The following is a 14,519-nucleotide window of genomic DNA, read 5'->3' as shown; positions in this document are numbered from 1 at the left end:
CGCAGTGTGGGCGGGCGAAACCAACGAAGAGCTTTGGGGGTGATGCGCGGTGACGACTCAGCTACCGCGATAGGTCGAGTAGCTGTAAGGCGAAATCAGTAAGGGCACATGGTAGTGATCCTGTTCGGCGCTGATGCCGAAACGCAGCACCACTACGTCCAGAAAGGCCGGCTGCGGCAGTTGCACGCCGCGGGCGCGGTAGTAGTCGCCCGCGCTGAACTGCACTTGGTAGACGCCGCTGCGATAGTCGTCGCCTTGCAGCAGCGGCGCGTCACAACGGCCGTCGCTGTTGGTCACCGCAGTGGCCACCAGTTCCAGTTGCGTGCCTTCGACGCGGTACAGTTCGACCTTGATGGCGCTGCCGGGGCAGCCGTGGGCCGCGTCGAGTACGTGTGTGGTCAGTCGTCCCATGGGTCGGGGCTCCGTTCAGTCAGGTCAATGAGGCCGCACTTTTTCAGGGCGAGAAAAACGTGGCGATGGCTGATTAAGACACTTTCAACGAAAATTGTACACAATAAAAATGACAAATTTCAGCCTGCGCCGCTTGGCCCAGTGCTGGTGTTTGAATTCTTGGTAATCCTCGCTTTTGAACGACCTTTTAGACATTTACTGACCGACCGGGCAAGTTTCTTGCAGTGCTAAGCTGTGCAAGCGGTCTGGAAAAAATGCGGAAATACAGGCTTACAAAGTGGCTATCAAGTTGTATACAATCAGCCCATCGCTGTGACGCCACCCAGTCTTTCCGCTGGCCGCCACACACTCGCTACCACGCACAAGAAGGAAGACTGCAGTGAGCGCTGACTACCCACGCGACCTGATCGGTTACGGCAGTAACCCTCCTCATCCCCACTGGCCGGGCAAGGCGCGCATTGCCTTGTCGTTCGTACTCAACTACGAAGAGGGCGGTGAACGCAACATTTTGCACGGCGATGAAGAGTCGGAGGCGTTCCTTTCGGAAATGGTCTCGGCCCAGCCGCTGCAAGGCGAGCGCAACATGAGCATGGAGTCGCTGTATGAATACGGCAGCCGTGCGGGGGTGTGGCGCATCCTTAAGTTGTTCAAACAATTCGATATCCCGCTGACCATCTTCGCCGTGGCCATGGCCGCCCAGCGTCACCCGGACGTGATCCGCGCCATGGTCGCCGCCGGTCACGAGATCTGCAGCCACGGTTACCGCTGGATCGACTACCAGTACATGGACGAAGCGCAGGAACGCGAGCATATGCTCGAAGCCATCCGCATCCTTACCGAACTGACCGGTGAACGGCCACTGGGCTGGTACACCGGGCGCACCGGCCCCAACACCCGGCGGCTGGTGATGGAGGAAGGCGGCTTTCTCTATGACTGCGACACCTACGACGACGACCTGCCTTACTGGGAACCGAACACCCCCACCGGCAAGCCGCACCTGGTGATCCCCTACACGCTGGACACCAACGACATGCGCTTCACCCAGGTGCAGGGGTTCAACAAGGGCGATGACTTTTTCGAGTACCTCAAGGATGCGTTCGACGTGCTTTATGCCGAAGGCGCCGAAGCGCCGAAAATGCTCTCCATCGGCCTGCATTGCCGTCTGATCGGTCGCCCGGCGCGCCTGGCCTCGCTCAAACGCTTTATCGAATACGCCAAAAGCCACGAACAGGTGTGGTTCACCCGCCGCGTCGACATCGCCCGTCACTGGCAAGCCACTCACCCTTACAAGGGAGCGGCGAAATGACTGCGTTCCGAACCCTGCAACCCTCGACCTTAAGCCGTGATGCTTTCGTGCAGGCCTTTGCCGATATCTACGAACACTCGCCATGGGTGGCCGAAAAGGCCTTCGACCTGGGCCAGGACGCGTCGATCGATCAGATCGAAACCCTGCACCAGCGCATGAGCGATATCCTGTTGAGTGCTGATCACGCCTCGCAACTGGCGCTGATCAATGCTCACCCCGACCTGGCCGGAAAAGCTGCCGTCCAGGGCCAACTGACCCAAGCCAGCACCGATGAACAAGCGGGCGCGGGTATTCACCAATGCACGGCCGAAGAGTTCTCGCGCTTCACCGAGCTGAATGAGGCCTACAAAGCCAAGTTCAAGTTTCCCTTCATCATGGCGGTAAAAGGCAGCAACCGGCATCAGATCCTCGCCGCGTTCGAAACGCGCATCCACAATTCGGCAGACACCGAGTTCAAGTGCGCCCTGGACGAGATCAACAAGATCGCGTTGTTCCGTTTACTGACCCTCTAAACACCATCCCCAGCCACTCTATCTAAGGCAGACAAGAAGAATGAAAGCGCAACCCGTACCTTTCGAAAAGTTCGTCAACCTGGCCGACGCCCGCTTGGGCACCAAGATCATCTCCGTAACCGATGACTGGTTCGCCGACGCCAACCGCTTGTTCCAGCCGACCCCGGCCGTGTGGAAGGAGGGCGTGTTCGATGACAACGGCAAGTGGATGGACGGCTGGGAGTCGCGCCGCAAACGCTTCGAAGGTTACGACAGCGCAGTGATCCGCCTGGGCGTGCCGGGTTCGATCAAGGGCGTGGACATCGACACTTCATTCTTCACCGGCAACTACCCGCCGTCGGCCTCCCTGGAAGCCTGCTTCCTGGCCTCCGGCGAGCCGGACGCAAATACCCAGTGGACCGAAGTACTGTCGGCCGTAGAGCTGCAGGGCAACAGCCACCACTACCACGAGATCAACAACGACCAGGCGTTCAGCCACTTGCGTTTCAACATCTACCCGGATGGCGGCGTGGCGCGTCTGCGTGTGTATGGCGTGCCGTTCCGCGACTGGTCGGCGGTGGGCGACAACGAACAAGTCGACCTGGCGGCGGCGCTCAACGGCGGTCGCGCCCTGGCGTGCTCCGACGAACACTTCGGCCGCATGAGCAACATCCTCAACCCAGGCCGTGGCATCAACATGGGCGATGGCTGGGAAACCGCGCGTCGCCGCACGCCAGGCAATGACTGGGTGATTGTCGCCCTGGGTCATCCGGGCGAGATCGAAAAAATCATCGTCGACACCCTGCACTTCAAGGGCAACTACCCGGACACCTGCTCGATCCAGGGTGCTTTCGTGAAAGGCGGCACCGACAGCCAGATCGAAACCCAGTCGCTGTTCTGGCGCGAACTGCTGCCGGCGCAGAAGCTGGAAATGCACGCCGAACATACCTTTGCCGAGCAGATCAAGGCGCTGGGGCCGATTACCCACATCCGCCTCAACGTGTTCCCGGATGGGGGTGTAAGCCGCCTGCGCGTGCTGGGCAAGGTCGCTAAATAAGCGGTGAACCCAATCGCGGGCAAGCCCGCTCCCACATTTGGAATGCATTCCCCTGTGGGAACGGGCTTGCCCGCGATAGCAATAGACCAGACAACACAGAACTCGGATAAGAAGACAGCCATGCGCACACTGATGATCGAACCCCTGACCAAAGAAGCCTTCGCCCCTTTCGGAGACGTTATCGAAACCGACGGCAGCGATCACTTCATGATCAACAACGGGTCGACCATGCGCTTTCACAAATTGGCCACGGTCGAAACCGCGAAGCCGGAAGACCACGCCATCATCAGCATCTTCCGCGCCGACGCGCAGGACATGCCGCTGACCGTGTGCATGCTGGAGAGACACCCGCTGGGCAGCCAGGCTTTCATTCCGCTGCTCGGCAACCCCTTTCTGATCGTGGTCGCGCCACTTGGCGATGTACCTGTATCAGGCTTGGTCCGCGCCTTCGTCACCAACGGCAGGCAGGGCATTAATTACCATCGCGGCGTCTGGCACCACCCGGTGCTGACGATCGAAAAGCGGGATGACTTCCTGGTGGTTGATCGCAGTGGCACAGGCAATAACTGCGATGAGCATTTTTTCCAAGAGGATGAGCGGTTGATCCTCGCCCCCCACCAATAAGAGAAGGCCGGATCACCCGACAACAAGGGTGACAGGCGAGAGGTAAAGACTGTGGAAGCACATCTGTTGGAATGGCTGAACCTGAGCGTGCGCTGGGTTCACATGATCACTGGCGTCGCCTGGATCGGCGCTTCGTTCTACTTCGTCTGGCTGGAAAACAACCTCAACCGCGTCAACCCCAAGGACGGCCTGGCCGGCGACTTGTGGGCGATCCACGGTGGCGGCATCTACCACCTGGAAAAATACAAACTGGCCCCGCCGACCATGCCGGAAAACCTGCACTGGTTCAAATGGGAAGCCTATTTCACCTGGATGTCGGGCGTCGCGCTGCTGTGTGTGGTGTTCTACTCCAACCCGACCTTGTACCTGCTGGCACCGGGTAGCAGCCTCAGTGGTCCGCAAGGCGTTTTGCTGGGCATCGGCTCGCTGTTCGTCGGCTGGTTTATCTACTCCTTCCTCTGCGACTCGGCCCTGGGCAAGCGCCCTGCCCTGCTCGGCTTCATCCTGTTCGTGCTGTTGATTGGCGCCGCGTATGGCTTCAGCCAAGTGTTCAGTGGACGCGGCGCTTACCTGCACGTAGGCGCGGTGATCGGCACCATCATGGTGGGCAACGTGTTCCGCATCATCATGCCGGCACAACGCGCGCTGGTGGCGGCCATCGCCGAGAACCGCACACCCGATCCGGCCTTGCCGGCCAAGGGCCTGCTGCGCTCGCGCCATAACAACTACTTCACCTTGCCGGTGCTGTTCATCATGATCAGCAACCACTTCCCGAGCACCTACGGCAGCCACTACAACTGGCTGATCCTGGCCGGTATCGCGGTGGCGGCGGTGTTGGTGCGGCATTACTTCAACACCCGGCACAACAGTCAGAAATACGCATGGACCCTGCCGGTGGGCGCGTTGGCGATGATTTGCCTGGCGTATGTGACCGGTCCCAAGCCGGTCGCGGAAGTGGCCAAGGCACCGGCGGCCATCGAGTACCAGCCACTGCCGGAAACCGCCCTGGGCGGTGGTGCCAAGCCCGCCGCGCCTGCTGCGGCACCGGCGCCTGCGCCTGCGCCAGCCCAGGCGACGGTGGATTTCGACAAGGTGCATGGGGTGATCCAGGAGCGCTGCGCCGTATGCCATTCGGCCAAGCCCACCAGCCCGCTGTTCAGCACCGCGCCGGCCGGCGTGATGTTCGATACACCGGCGCAGATCCAGCAGCAGGCGGCGCGCATCCAGGCCCAGGCCGTGGCGAGCCAGATCATGCCGCTGGGCAACATTACCCAGATGACCCAGCAGGAGCGCGATCTGATCGGCACCTGGATCAACCAGGGGGCGCATACCAACTAACAGCCTGGTGCAACTCCAAAATGTGCGAGGGGGCTTGCCCCCTCCCACAGGTGACTTGCAGTGGTTTAGAGATTGCGTTCCACACAATACAAAAATAAAAAAGATTCGAGGTGTTGCATGTCCCCGTTAGAACCGCAGACTCCTGCCGCGCCCGCCATGGTGCGGCTGCCCCTCTTGCAACTGATTCTGGTCGGCCTGCAACACGTCTTGTTGATGTACGGCGGCGCCGTCGCCGTGCCTCTGATCATTGGCCAGGCCGCCGGCCTGAGCCGTGAAGAAATCGCCTTTCTGATCAACGCCGACCTGCTGGTGGCCGGCGTCGCCACCATGGTGCAGTCGTTCGGCATCGGCCCTCTGGGCATTCGCATGCCGGTGATGATGGGCGCCAGTTTCGCCGCTGTCGGCAGCATGGTCGCCATGGCCGGCATGCCCGGTATCGGCTTGCAGGGGATCTTCGGCGCCACCATCGCCGCCGGGTTCTTCGGCATGCTGATCGCGCCGTTCATGTCCAAGGTCGTGCGCTTTTTCCCACCGCTTGTGACCGGCACCGTGATCACCGCCATCGGCCTGTCGCTGTTCCCGGTGGCCGTGAACTGGGCCGGTGGCGGCAGCGCGGCGGCCACCTTCGGCTCCCCCATCTACCTGACGATTGCCGCGTTGGTGCTGGCCACCATCCTGCTGATCAACCGCTTTATGCGAGGCTTCTGGGTCAATATCTCGGTGCTGATCGGCATGGGCCTGGGTTACGCCCTGTGCGGCGTCCTCGGTATGGTCGACCTCAGCGGCCTGGCGCTGGCGCCGTGGGTGCAGGTGGTGACGCCGCTGCATTTCGGCATGCCCACTTTCGAGTTGGCGCCGATTCTGTCGATGTGCCTGGTGGTGGTGATCATCTTCGTTGAGTCCACCGGGATGTTCCTGGCGCTGGGCAAGATCACCGACCGCGAGGTCACGCCAAAGATGCTGCGTCGTGGCCTGCTGTGCGACGCCGGCGCGTCGTTCGTGGCCGGGTTCTTCAACACCTTCACCCATTCCTCGTTCGCCCAGAACATCGGCCTGGTGCAGATGACCGGCGTGCGCTGCCGCTCGGTGACGATCATGGCCGGGGCGTTTCTGATCGTGCTCAGCCTGTTGCCCAAAGCCGCTTACCTGGTGGCGTCGATTCCGCCGGCGGTGCTGGGCGGCGCGGCGATTGCCATGTTCGGCATGGTGGCGGCCACCGGCATCAAGATTCTGCAGGAAGCCGATATCGCCGACCGCCGCAACCAGTTGCTGGTGGCGGTGAGCATCGGCATGGGGCTGATTCCCGTGGTGCGCCCGGAGTTCTTCGCCCAACTGCCGCTGTGGATGAGCCCGATCACTCACAGCGGCATCGCCATGGCCACCCTCAGCGCGTTGTCGTTGAATGTGCTGTTCAACATCCTCGGGGGCGCCGAGCGAGCGGTGGTCGAGCACGCGCACACCTGAATGCCCCATCATCGCGCTGTACGCCCTGTAACAGCGCGCTTGAGGCCAGGCAGGGTTATCAGTATTCTCCGCGCCCGCTCGAATCGATTGCTCTTCAACGCGTTGGCGCGGCTCTTGCTAAACCCATAAAAGCTGACCGATCAGACGATATTCACAGCGAACCAAAGGCGCCGCATCAGAGCGCCTGCACTAAAAGAAAAACATAAAACTTTAACTCGGGAGCAACCGAATGAAACCTATGTTCAAAGGCCTGGTACTGGCGGGATCCCTGCTGGCCGGCGGCCAGGCCGTGGCCGGTGACTTGTTGCAGTGGCAGAACAACAGCCTGACGTATTTGTGGGGCAAGAACTTCACCGTCAACCCGCAGATCCAGCAGACAGTCACGTTCGAACATGCCGACGCGTGGAAGTACGGCGACAACTTCTTCTTCCTCGACCGCATCTTTTACAACGGCAAGGAAGACGGCAACGTCGGCCCGAACACCTACTACGGTGAGTTCAGCCCGCGCTTGTCGTTCGGCAAGATTTTCGACCAGGACTTGTCCTTCGGCCCGATAAAAGACGTATTGCTGGCAATGACGTACGAGTTCGGCGAAGGCGACAACGAGTCGTACCTGGTCGGCCCCGGCTTCGATTTGAACATCCCCGGTTTCGATTACTTCCAGTTGAACTTCTACCAGCGCCAGACCGAAGGCAATCGGCCAGGTGACGGCGTGTGGCAGATCACCCCGGTATGGTCGTACACGATCCCGGTGGGCAACTCGAACATCCTGATCGACGGCTTCATGGACTGGGTGGTGGACAACGACAAGAACGCCCGCGGCACCTACCACGCCAACCTGCACTTCAACCCTCAGGTCAAATACGACCTGGGCAAAGCCATGAACTGGGGCGAGAAACAGCTGTACGTCGGTTTCGAATACGACTACTGGAAGAACAAGTACGGCATCGAAGATTCCGGCGCGTTCAAGACGACTCAGGACACGGCGAGCTTCCTGGTCAAGTATCACTTCTGATCGAACACCGCAGGTGCGCGTGTGAGAGGGGCTCGCCCCTCCCACAGTCAGACAGGCTGCAAACCCAGGAACCGGGTGATCTCTTCACGCTTGGCCAGCGCATCTTTCCTGCCCAACTCGATCAATTCGCTGCAATACCCCGCCTCGAACAACAAGTAGCTCAGCACCCCTGCCCCGCTGGTCTTGGTCGCACCCGGCCCGCGCAGGAACACACGCAACGCCGCCGGCATTTCCTGGCGATGCCGCGCGGCGATTTCGTCGATGGGCTGGCTGGGGGCGATCACCAGCACCTCCACCGGCGCCAGACCGCGCGCCGCGCTGTCGGCCGGTTGCAGATGGCTGAACTGATTGAGGCGTTCCAGCAATTCGATATCGCTTTCCAGGCTGTCGATGAAGGTGCTGTTGAGCATGTGCCCGCCAATCTGCGCCAAGGTCGGTTGCTGCCCGGTGTAGACGCGCTGCACGACCGGCTCGTTGCCACGCGGGTTGCCGCTGACGCCAACCACCAGCACGCGACTGGCACCCAGGTGCAGTGCCGGGCTGATGGGCGCCGACTGGCGCACCGCACCGTCCCCGAAATATTCTTGGTCGAGCTTCACCGGGGCAAACAGCAGCGGGATCGCCGAACTGGCGAGCAGGTGCTCAACCGTCAGTTGGGTCGGCACGCCGATGCGTCGATGGCGCAGCCAGGCGTCAATGGTGCCGCCGCCCTGGTAGAAGGTCACGGCTTGCCCGGACTCATAGCCAAAGGCTGTGACCGCCACCGCATGCAGGTGCTTTTGCCGAATGGCTTCATCGATCCCCGGCAGGTGCAGCTTGTCCTGCAACAGGTCACGCAATGGCGAGCTGTTGAGCAGCGCCACCGGCACCTGGCGGCCCAGACCCAACAGGCTGTGAATCAGGAAGCGCCCGGCCTGGCGCGCCACGCCGGGCCAATCGCTGCGCAGCACCAGGTGGCTGCGAAAGCCCTGCCAGAACGCGGTCAGGCGCTCGATGGACGCGCGAAAATCCATGGCGCCACTGGCCAGGCTCACGGCATTGATCGCCCCGGCCGACGTGCCGACGATCACCGGAAACGGGTTGGGCGCCCCCGGGGGCAACAGCTCGGCAATCCCCGCCAGTACCCCCACCTGATACGCCGCTCGCGCCCCGCCGCCGGAAAGAATCAAGCCTGTAACCGGTTCAGCTGGGCGCATCGCGTCACTCCACGTGGGGAAAGGTCGGTCTTATCGACGGCGTTTTTCGTACAGTTTCGGTTCACCCGCCGGCCGGCTCTTGAAGCGGCGGTGGGTCCATAGGTATTGCTCGGGGCATTCACGCACGCAGGCTTCGATCCACTGGTTGATGCGCAGGCAGTCGACCTCATCGCTGTCACCGGGGAAGTCAACCAGCGGCGGGTGGATCACCAGGCGATAGCCACTGCCATCGGCCAGGCGCTCCTGGGTGAACGGCACCACCAGCGCCTTACCCAGGCGGGCGAACTTGCTGGTGGCAGTGACGGTGGCGGCCTGAATGCCGAACAGCGGCACAAAAATGCTTTGCTTGGCGCCGTAGTCCTGGTCCGGTGCATACCAGATGGCGCGGCCGGCGCGCAGCAGCTTGAGCATGCCGCGCACGTCTTCGCGTTCCACCGCCAGGGAGTCGAGGTTATGCCGCTCGCGGCCACGGCGCTGGACATAGTCGAACAACGCGTTGCTATGCTCGCGGTACATGCCGTCGATGGTGTGCTTCTGGCCGAGCAGCGCCGCGCCGATTTCCAGGGTGGTGAAATGCAGGGCCATCAGGATCACGCCCTTGCCGTCCAACTGCGCCTGCTTGAGGTGTTGCAGGCCCTCGACATGGGCCAGCCGCGCCAGGCGCTGGCGCGACCACCACCAGCTCATGGCCATTTCAAAGAAGGCGATGCCGGTGGATGCGAAGTTCTCCTTGAGCAGCCGCTTGCGCTCCTCGGCGGATTTTTCCGGGAAGCACAGCTCCAGGTTGCGCGCGGCAATGCGGCGGCGCTCGCCGGCCACACGGTACATGCCCGCGCCCAGCAGCCGACCAATGGCCAGCAGCGCGCGGTACGGCAATTGGGTCACCAGCCAGAGCAGGCCGAGTCCCAGCCATAACAGCCAAAATCGCGGGTGAAAAAATACAGCTCGAAAACGCGGGCGATCCATTACAGATTCCGGTAAAGACAAGGGCCGCGCATTCTACAACGGTTCGACTCGGCTTGCGGCGGGTGAGTGTTCTCGTTATAAGTCTCGACACTTTTCGTGACAAGCCGCTTTATGCCGACCATGAGCCAAACCGAACCGCTAGACCAAGATCCCGTGTTCCAGTTGAAAGGCAGCATGCTCGCCATCACCGTGCTGGAACTGGCGCGCAACGACCTCGAGGCCCTGGACCGCCAGCTCGCCGCCAAGGTCGCCCTGGCCCCCAACTTCTTCAACAACGCCCCGCTGGTGCTGGCCCTGGACAAACTGCCCGCCGGTCAAGGCGCCATCGACCTGCCCGGCCTGATGCGTGTGTGCCGCTCCCATGGCCTGCGCACCCTGGCCATCCGGGCCAGCCGGATCGAAGACATTGCCGCGGCAATCGCCATTGAACTGCCAGTACTGCCGCCGTCGGGTGCACGCGAGCGACCGCTCGATCCGACCGAAGGCGAGCTGAAGAAAAAACCGGAAAAACCACCCGAGCCGACGACCAAGCCTACAAAGATCATCACCACGCCCGTACGCGGCGGGCAGCAGATTTACGCCCAGGGCGGCGACCTGGTGATCGTCTCCTCCGTCAGCCCCGGCGCGGAACTTCTCGCCGATGGCAATATCCATGTATACGGCCCGATGCGCGGACGCGCCCTCGCCGGGATCAAGGGTGACACCAAGGCCCGTATTTTCTGTCAGCAGTTGACCGCTGAACTGGTGTCCATCGCCGGCCAGTACAAGGTTTCCGAAGATTTGCGCCGCGATCCGCTGTGGGGCGCCGGGGTGCAGATAAGCCTGTCGGGCGATGTGTTGAACATCGTCCGCCTTTAACGGATACTGCCGCATTTTCCAAGCATCTCTAGACTCTGATAGCACAGCGAAACCGGCAAGACTTGCGTAGGAATAACTGAAAGCTGGCGTTCCCCATGGGAGCCACAGCTTTTTTCCTACAAGGGCTGTCCGCCTGCAGCGAGTTTCAAGAGATGTTTTTCAGGGGCTGAAAAGTCCTTTTTCCTTAGGGGTGAAACACCTTGGCCAAGATTCTCGTGGTTACATCCGGCAAGGGTGGTGTGGGTAAGACCACCACCAGCGCCGCTATCGGTACCGGTCTCGCGTTGCGCGGCCACAAGACAGTCATCGTCGACTTCGACGTGGGTTTGCGTAACCTCGACCTGATCATGGGCTGCGAACGCCGCGTGGTGTACGACTTCGTCAACGTGGTCAACGGCGAAGCCAACCTGCAACAGGCTCTGATCAAGGACAAGCGTCTTGAGAACCTGTACGTGCTGGCCGCCAGCCAGACCCGCGACAAAGACGCGCTGACCAAGGAAGGCGTAGGCAAAGTTCTTGCCGAGCTGAAGGAAACCTTCGAATACGTGGTCTGCGATTCCCCTGCGGGTATCGAGACCGGCGCGCACCTGGCGATGTATTTCGCCGACGAAGCCATCGTCGTGACCAACCCGGAAGTCTCCTCGGTACGTGACTCGGACCGCATGCTCGGCCTGCTGGCCAGCAAATCCAAGCGCGCCGAAGAAGGCCAGGACCCGATCAAGGAGCACTTGCTGCTCACCCGCTACAACCCTGAGCGCGTCAGCAACGGCGAAATGCTCGGCGTTGAAGACGTGAAGGAAATCCTTGCCGTGACCCTGCTGGGCGTGATTCCAGAATCCCAAGCGGTGCTCAAGGCCTCCAACCAGGGTGTTCCGGTGATCCTCGATGACCAGAGCGACGCCGGCCAGGCGTACAGCGATGCGGTCGATCGCCTGCTGGGCAAGTCCGTGGAACATCGCTTCCTCGATGTCAAGAAGAAGGGATTCTTCGAGCGTATCTTTGGAGGCAATTGAACAATGAAATTTCTCGACTTCTTTCGCGCCAACAAAAAGCCAAGCACCGCGTCGGTCGCGAAAGAGCGTCTACAGATCATCGTGGCGCACGAACGCGGCCAACGCAGCACCCCGGATTACCTGCCAGCCTTGCAGAAGGAACTGGTCGAGGTGATCCGCAAGTACGTCAATATCGGCAACGATGACGTGCATGTCGCCCTGGAAAACGACGGCAGCTGCTCGATTCTGGAACTCAACATCACCCTGCCCGATCGTTGATCGAACGGGCGGTCGCCACGGCGGCTCGGTCATTCGGCTCCCTTCGCGGGAGCCGGGTGGCCCAGCCGCCGTTGGCGTTTGTTACGAGGCTGTTTAATGCCGTTGTCCAACATTCATATCCTTTACCAGGACGCCGCTGTCCTGGTGGTGAACAAGCCGACCCTGCTGCTCTCGGTGCCTGGGCGCGCCGACGACAACAAGGATTGCCTGATCACGCGCCTGCAGGAAAACGGCTACCCTGAAGCTCGCATCGTCCACCGGCTGGACTGGGAAACCTCGGGCATTATCCTGCTGGCCCGCGACGCCGATACTCATCGCGAGCTGTCGCGCCAGTTTCACGACCGTGAAACCGAAAAGGCCTACACTGCCCTGGCCTGGGGCCAACCGACGCTGGACAGCGGCAGCATCGACCTGCCCCTGCGCTACGACCCACCCACCAAGCCCCGCCATGTGGTGGACCACGAATTCGGCAAGCATGCACTGACCTTCTGGAAGGTGCTGGAGCGCTGCGGCGACTGGTGCCGCGTCGAGCTGACACCCATCACCGGACGCTCGCACCAATTGCGTGTGCATATGCTATCCATCGGCCACCCTCTGTTGGGGGATGGCCTGTACGCCCACGAACAAGCCCTGGCTGCGTGGCCGCGCCTGTGCCTGCACGCGAGCATGCTCAGCTTTACCCATCCGCAAAGCGGCGAGCGCCTGCGCTTCGAGTGCCCTGCACCCTTTTAAGTGGTCAACACAGGCAAATGTGGGAGGGGGCTTGCCCCCGATGACGGCGTATCAGTGACAGATGTACTGACTGACACACTGCAATCGGGGGCAAGCCTTCTCCCACATTTGTTATGTGCACTTGCCGCCATCGAACGGTAAACTCCGCGCATTGCTGTCTGGAGCTATTTATGCGCGAAGCGTTGAATCAAGGCCTGATCGACTTTCTCAAGGCCTCCCCTACTCCTTTTCATGCCACCGCCGCCCTGGCCCAGCGCCTGGAAGCGGCCGGTTACCAGCGTCTCGACGAGCGCGAAACCTGGACCACCGAAGCCAACGGGCGCTACTACCTCACCCGTAACGACTCCTCGATCATCGCCTTCAAACTCGGCCGCCATTCACCACTGCAGGGCGGCATTCGCCTGGTCGGCGCCCATACCGACAGCCCGTGCCTGCGGGTCAAGCCGCAGCCGGAATTGCAACGCCAGGGCTTCTGGCAGTTGGGCGTGGAAGTCTACGGCGGTGCCCTGCTGGCACCGTGGTTCGACCGCGACCTGTCGCTGGCCGGGCGCGTGACCTTCCGCCGCGATGGCAAGGTCGAAAGCCAATTGATCGACTTCAAACTGCCGATCGCGATCATCCCCAACCTGGCCATCCACCTCAATCGCGAAGCCAACCAGGGCTGGGCGATCAATGCCCAGACCGAGCTGCCGCCGATCCTGGCGCAGTTCGCCGGTGACGAGCGCGTAGACTTCCGCGCCGTGCTCACCGACCAACTGGCCCGCGAACACGGGCTCAATGCCGACGTCGTACTCGATTATGAGTTGAGCTTCTACGACACCCAGAGCGCCGCGGTGATCGGGCTCAACGGCGACTTCATCGCCGGCGCGCGCCTGGACAACCTGCTGTCGTGCTACGCCGGTCTGCAGGCCCTGCTGACCAGCGACAGCGAGGAAACCTGCGTGCTGGTGTGCAACGACCACGAAGAAGTCGGCTCCTGCTCGGCCTGTGGCGCCGATGGCCCGATGCTGGAGCAGACCCTGCGTCGCCTGTTGCCCGAAGGTGATGAATTCGTGCGCACCATCCAGAAATCCCTGCTGGTGTCGGCCGACAACGCCCACGGCGTGCACCCCAACTACGCCGACAAGCACGACGCCAACCACGGCCCCAAGCTCAACGCCGGCCCGGTGATCAAGGTCAACAGCAACCAGCGCTACGCCACCAACAGCGAAACCGCCGGTTTCTTCCGCCACCTGTGCATGGCCCAGGAAGTGCCGGTGCAGAGCTTCGTGGTGCGCAGCGACATGGGCTGCGGCTCGACCATCGGCCCGATCACCGCCAGCCACCTGGGCGTGCGCACCGTGGACATCGGCCTGCCGACGTTTGCCATGCATTCGATCCGTGAACTGTGCGGCAGCCATGACCTGGCGCATTTGGTGAAGGTGTTGGGCGCGTTCTACGCCAGCCACGACCTGCCCTGAAACCAGGACTGCCTGTAGGTGGGAGGGGACACCCCCCTCCCACATTGGTTTTGCATCCCCCTGACCTGCATCACCTGCACTTTGCGCAATCCGACCTAGACTGGTCGATATTCCCCTCAGACAAGGCCGTCGCTCCATGATCCCCATGTCCTCGTTCCACGCCATGCTGATTCCCATCCTGATCGGCATGATCCTGCTGGCGGTAGGCTTCAACTTTCGCGACAAGCCTCTGGGCGTGTTCGGCATGTGGATCGGCATGCTGCTGATTCTGGGCACCGTGGTGTACAAAATCCTGGCCAAGCTGGCCGAATGACAATTGCACTCGCATCT

16 protein-coding genes are annotated in these 14,519 nt (G+C 61.5%); 13 read left to right on the top strand and 3 right to left on the bottom strand.

Translation table 11 applies throughout. From position 1 onward, the window contains the following. Window positions 1-57 precede the first annotated feature (57 nt). Window positions 58-411, bottom strand: a complete 354-nt coding sequence (gene uraH, locus OSC50_RS07240; protein WP_181075732.1) for a hydroxyisourate hydrolase — start codon at window positions 409-411, stop codon at window positions 58-60. A gap of 379 nt (window positions 412-790) precedes the next feature. Between uraH and puuE the strand changes: the two genes are divergently transcribed. From puuE to OSC50_RS07205, 7 genes are all read left to right on the top strand, one after another. Then, the gene (gene puuE, locus OSC50_RS07235; RefSeq protein WP_266246270.1) at window positions 791-1,717 is read left to right on the top strand and encodes an allantoinase PuuE; all 927 of its coding nucleotides are present in this window, start codon (window positions 791-793) and stop codon (window positions 1,715-1,717) included. Further along, entirely contained in the window at window positions 1,714-2,229 is a 516-nt protein-coding gene (gene uraD / locus OSC50_RS07230) for a 2-oxo-4-hydroxy-4-carboxy-5-ureidoimidazoline decarboxylase (RefSeq protein ID WP_181075736.1), read from the top strand. The genes puuE and uraD overlap by 4 nt, the downstream gene beginning before the upstream one ends. A 40-nt stretch (window positions 2,230-2,269) precedes the next feature. Further along, window positions 2,270-3,265, top strand: coding sequence for an allantoicase (gene alc, locus OSC50_RS07225; protein ID WP_253508705.1), 996 nt, complete (start codon window positions 2,270-2,272; stop codon window positions 3,263-3,265). 120 nt (window positions 3,266-3,385) lie between these two features. Continuing rightward, on the top strand, window positions 3,386-3,889 hold the full coding sequence (locus OSC50_RS07220) for an ureidoglycolate lyase (protein ID WP_181075740.1): 504 nt from the start codon (window positions 3,386-3,388) through the stop codon (window positions 3,887-3,889). A 51-nt stretch (window positions 3,890-3,940) separates the two neighbouring features. Next, window positions 3,941-5,227 (top strand): urate hydroxylase PuuD, encoded by a 1,287-nt coding sequence (locus OSC50_RS07215; protein ID WP_266246271.1) that lies wholly within the window; start codon window positions 3,941-3,943, stop codon window positions 5,225-5,227. A 117-nt stretch (window positions 5,228-5,344) separates the two neighbouring features. Further along, window positions 5,345-6,691: a nucleobase:cation symporter-2 family protein gene (locus OSC50_RS07210; protein ID WP_181075744.1), complete on the top strand. Its 1,347-nt coding sequence runs from the start codon at window positions 5,345-5,347 to the stop codon at window positions 6,689-6,691. A gap of 229 nt (window positions 6,692-6,920) precedes the next feature. Continuing rightward, on the top strand, window positions 6,921-7,706 hold the full coding sequence (locus OSC50_RS07205) for an outer membrane protein OmpK (protein WP_181075746.1): 786 nt from the start codon (window positions 6,921-6,923) through the stop codon (window positions 7,704-7,706). Between the two features lie 47 nt (window positions 7,707-7,753). Here OSC50_RS07205 and OSC50_RS07200 read toward each other — a convergent pair whose 3' ends face one another. After that, window positions 7,754-8,902 carry a patatin-like phospholipase family protein gene (locus OSC50_RS07200; protein ID WP_181075748.1) on the bottom strand — a complete coding sequence of 383 codons (1,149 nt, stop codon included), beginning with the start codon at window positions 8,900-8,902 and terminating at the stop codon, window positions 7,754-7,756. A 30-nt stretch (window positions 8,903-8,932) separates the two neighbouring features. Continuing rightward, the gene (locus OSC50_RS07195) at window positions 8,933-9,868 is read right to left on the bottom strand and encodes a lipid A biosynthesis lauroyl acyltransferase (protein WP_253508710.1); all 936 of its coding nucleotides are present in this window, start codon (window positions 9,866-9,868) and stop codon (window positions 8,933-8,935) included. Between the two features lie 120 nt (window positions 9,869-9,988). On the opposite strand from OSC50_RS07195, the gene minC reads away from it, so the two are divergent. The 6 genes from minC to OSC50_RS07165 all read left to right on the top strand — a co-directional run bounded on the left by minC (window position 9,989) and on the right by OSC50_RS07165 (window position 14,502). Further along, a complete protein-coding gene (gene minC, locus OSC50_RS07190) occupies window positions 9,989-10,726 on the top strand; it encodes a septum site-determining protein MinC (protein WP_266247494.1) in 738 nt (245 codons plus the stop codon). Between the two features lie 200 nt (window positions 10,727-10,926). Next, window positions 10,927-11,739 (top strand): septum site-determining protein MinD, encoded by an 813-nt coding sequence (gene minD, locus OSC50_RS07185; protein ID WP_034099397.1) that lies wholly within the window; start codon window positions 10,927-10,929, stop codon window positions 11,737-11,739. 3 nt (window positions 11,740-11,742) lie between these two features. Then, the gene (gene minE / locus OSC50_RS07180; protein WP_003175252.1) at window positions 11,743-11,997 is read left to right on the top strand and encodes a cell division topological specificity factor MinE; all 255 of its coding nucleotides are present in this window, start codon (window positions 11,743-11,745) and stop codon (window positions 11,995-11,997) included. A gap of 96 nt (window positions 11,998-12,093) precedes the next feature. Further along, on the top strand, window positions 12,094-12,729 hold the full coding sequence (locus OSC50_RS07175; RefSeq protein WP_181075752.1) for an RluA family pseudouridine synthase: 636 nt from the start codon (window positions 12,094-12,096) through the stop codon (window positions 12,727-12,729). Window positions 12,730-12,899: 170 nt separating this feature from the next. Continuing rightward, window positions 12,900-14,189: a M18 family aminopeptidase gene (locus OSC50_RS07170; RefSeq protein WP_181075753.1), complete on the top strand. Its 1,290-nt coding sequence runs from the start codon at window positions 12,900-12,902 to the stop codon at window positions 14,187-14,189. A 145-nt stretch (window positions 14,190-14,334) separates the two neighbouring features. Beyond that, a complete protein-coding gene (locus OSC50_RS07165; protein ID WP_253512110.1) occupies window positions 14,335-14,502 on the top strand; it encodes a hypothetical protein in 168 nt (55 codons plus the stop codon). Window positions 14,503-14,519: the final 17 nt, after the last annotated feature.

The organism is Pseudomonas quebecensis (assembly GCF_026410085.1).
Classification (GTDB): domain Bacteria; phylum Pseudomonadota; class Gammaproteobacteria; order Pseudomonadales; family Pseudomonadaceae; genus Aquipseudomonas; species Aquipseudomonas quebecensis.
Note: the sequence above shows the minus strand (reverse complement) of the source record. Positions and strands in the feature narration are given on the sequence as shown.

Excerpts from the sequence above, each read along its gene's own strand:
- uraD (WP_181075736.1), top strand. The coding sequence starts at position 1,714 with ATGACTGCGTTCCGAACCCTGCAACCCTCGACCTTAAGCCGTGATGCT.
- OSC50_RS07175 (WP_181075752.1), top strand. The coding sequence starts at position 12,094 with ATGCCGTTGTCCAACATTCATATCCTTTACCAGGACGCCGCTGTCCTG.
- OSC50_RS07165 (WP_253512110.1), top strand. The coding sequence starts at position 14,335 with ATGTCCTCGTTCCACGCCATGCTGATTCCCATCCTGATCGGCATGATC.
- OSC50_RS07205 (WP_181075746.1), top strand. The coding sequence starts at position 6,921 with ATGAAACCTATGTTCAAAGGCCTGGTACTGGCGGGATCCCTGCTGGCC.
- OSC50_RS07210 (WP_181075744.1), top strand. The coding sequence starts at position 5,345 with ATGTCCCCGTTAGAACCGCAGACTCCTGCCGCGCCCGCCATGGTGCGG.
- OSC50_RS07195 (WP_253508710.1), bottom strand. The coding sequence starts at position 9,868 with ATGGATCGCCCGCGTTTTCGAGCTGTATTTTTTCACCCGCGATTTTGG.
- alc (WP_253508705.1), top strand. The coding sequence starts at position 2,270 with ATGAAAGCGCAACCCGTACCTTTCGAAAAGTTCGTCAACCTGGCCGAC.
- minC (WP_266247494.1), top strand. The coding sequence starts at position 9,989 with ATGAGCCAAACCGAACCGCTAGACCAAGATCCCGTGTTCCAGTTGAAA.
- OSC50_RS07220 (WP_181075740.1), top strand. The coding sequence starts at position 3,386 with ATGCGCACACTGATGATCGAACCCCTGACCAAAGAAGCCTTCGCCCCT.
- uraH (WP_181075732.1), bottom strand. The coding sequence starts at position 411 with ATGGGACGACTGACCACACACGTACTCGACGCGGCCCACGGCTGCCCC.
- minE (WP_003175252.1), top strand. The coding sequence starts at position 11,743 with ATGAAATTTCTCGACTTCTTTCGCGCCAACAAAAAGCCAAGCACCGCG.
- OSC50_RS07200 (WP_181075748.1), bottom strand. The coding sequence starts at position 8,902 with ATGCGCCCAGCTGAACCGGTTACAGGCTTGATTCTTTCCGGCGGCGGG.
- OSC50_RS07170 (WP_181075753.1), top strand. The coding sequence starts at position 12,900 with ATGCGCGAAGCGTTGAATCAAGGCCTGATCGACTTTCTCAAGGCCTCC.